The 2,191-nt window shown below is 53.2% G+C and carries 2 protein-coding genes; one reads left to right on the plus strand and one right to left on the minus strand.

Annotation, left to right across the window (positions count from 1 at the left end; all coding sequences use genetic code 11):
• Positions 1–307 precede the first annotated feature (307 nt).
• On the plus strand, positions 308–898 hold the full coding sequence (locus C8N31_RS20095; RefSeq protein WP_025050071.1) for a 2-hydroxychromene-2-carboxylate isomerase: 591 nt from the start codon (positions 308–310) through the stop codon (positions 896–898).
• A 106-nt stretch (positions 899–1,004) separates the two neighbouring features.
• Here C8N31_RS20095 and C8N31_RS20460 read toward each other — a convergent pair.
• On the minus strand, positions 1,005–2,191 hold a 1,187-nt coding region (locus C8N31_RS20460), incomplete at its 5' end, for a hypothetical protein (protein ID WP_211313769.1).

The following is a 2,191-nucleotide window of genomic DNA, read 5'->3' on the forward strand; positions in this document are numbered from 1 at the left end:
TGACAAAGACAATAGACCCTTGGCACTCCCGCCCCTTAGACGTCCATAGGTGGTCAGATCACCCCGAGGTGGGGAAGATCGTGGATAAGCTCTGGAGGGAGTTCTTCCCGACCCAGACAGGGACCCGAGCAGGACCTAAGCAGAAGACCACCTCCAAGGATCAACTAAAGGTGCTGATTCTAGACCTGTATGTTGCTTGGTTGGATGATCGGTGGGAACCCAAACCCGATCCTGAGAAGAACAAATAGCTCAGTACGTCCCTTTGTTGTAACCTAGGATCTAGGAATAGCTGGCTGGGAGGAGCAGCGTGTCACAAATTGATTTTTGGTATTCAATCGGGAGCACCTACAGTTACCTAACAGTTATGCGACTTCCCGAACTCATAAGAACCTCGGGAGTCAAATTCCGGTGGCGTCCGTTCAATGTCCGACACGTGATGATCGAACAGAACAATATTCCTTTCAAAGACAAGCCAATAAAGACGGCCTACATGTGGCGCGATATTCAACGTCGGGCTGATCGCTACGGCCTATCGCCGCAGATCCCAGCACCCTATCCGCTACCGGGCCTTGTACTGGCAAACCAGATCGCCACCCTTGGAGTCGAGGAAGGCTGGGTCGTTGATTATACTCGCGCCACTTATCGGCGCTGGTTTGAAGGTGGCCAGCCAGCTGGAGAAGAGCCAAACATCTCAGATAGCCTTAGAAAAATTGGCTGTGACCCAAGCGAGGTTTTGGCTGCCGCTCGGTCCGAACGGATTATAGATAAACTTGCGCAGGAGACCGAGGAAGCGATGAAGCTGGGTGTATTCGGGTCGCCTACATTTGTGGTTGGACAGGAAGTGTTCTGGGGTGATGACCGCCTCGAAGATGCGTTGCTTTGGGCCAAGGAAAACTGACCTAGAAGGTTCGTTTAGTCTGCAAAACAGAAATCGGCGGTATTCTTGGCAAGGACCGTCGTAGAGAAGTGCTTGACCACTGAGCTATCGCCGGGTCGTCAGACCGCTACTCCCAATCAGAATCCCCAACATCATCGTCCTCTCCGGGCGGGGGAATGCTGTAATCACGCCCGAGGTTTCTGCCTGTCCGAGCCTCGAAAGCCTTTAGGCGCTCCACGTACCCATCACATCGATGCGCATTCAGGTTGTTGTCTATGTAGACCTGCAAATCGTAATCAGAGACCCACTCAAACTCTTCCCTCCCCGGGAGCTTGATTGAGGTCGCCAATGGCCTACCCACTACAGCCTTAGAGGCCTCTGCCATCGCCTTCCTGAGCTCATCCACCTTCCGGAAGTCGATGATGTAGCTGTCATGTACGGACAAGACCGGGATGCCCTTCTTCGTGAAGTGGTTATGGATACGTGAGGTGATCTGACCATCCAGGTGCATCAGCCGGATACCTTGGTCAGTGAAAAGCTTACCCTCTAGAACCGGGTTTCGCGCTAGGAAGGCATCTAACAGCTTATCAAGAGATTTGTTGGTAATATTCCGCCCAGCTGGCATCGAAGAAAAGTTCTCGCGGAAGGCCTGGTAAGCCTTGGTTTTATCCTTTGCGTTGATGGCAATAAGGGCAAGGGACTTGGTTAGCGTCCGCCTCAGTTTTGGCGGGTAAGACAATAAATTCTTGCCAGAAACCAAGTAAGGGTCGAAGTCCAGTTTCTTGCCCGCTTCGGCATAGAGAATGGCAATGTGTAGCCCTACAAAGTCCACCTCGACAGTTGGTTCGTCATCAATGTTTATGCGTGCCCGGGTCTCTGAGCTTATCCGTTGCCACCAGCCACCATAGAAGCGCCCATGCTTGTCCCAATCGCCACGGCTGAATATGCGGTGGGTGCGCGTGGTGCCTGTCCCGATGTGGATGTCCAGGGTGTCAGCTGCCTTGCCCTTCGCTATCACAGGTTCCTGAAGGTCTGGGATGTCTATGAAGCTGTTGGTAATCAGCGTGTTGTAGGCCGTGAGGTCTTCCCGCATCTGATTGGTGACCGGGGTATCCTTATACTCGATCTGCTTGTTCTCATCGTCCTTCAGGATGATGATCTCTTCGCCCTCAGCCCGGCCAATGTCATCCCTCTCCAGCTTCGCCTTCCGGAACCGCTCCTGGAGCTTCTCTGAGGCTCGAATGCGGGTGGTGTGATTGTACTTGTGCCCAGGTCCGCTGTGACTGTGTTTGGTTAGGTCCAGCAAGCCCTCGT

The sequence above is a fragment of the Sulfitobacter mediterraneus genome, assembly GCF_003054325.1.
In the GTDB taxonomy this organism is placed as follows: Bacteria; Pseudomonadota; Alphaproteobacteria; order Rhodobacterales; family Rhodobacteraceae; genus Sulfitobacter; species Sulfitobacter mediterraneus.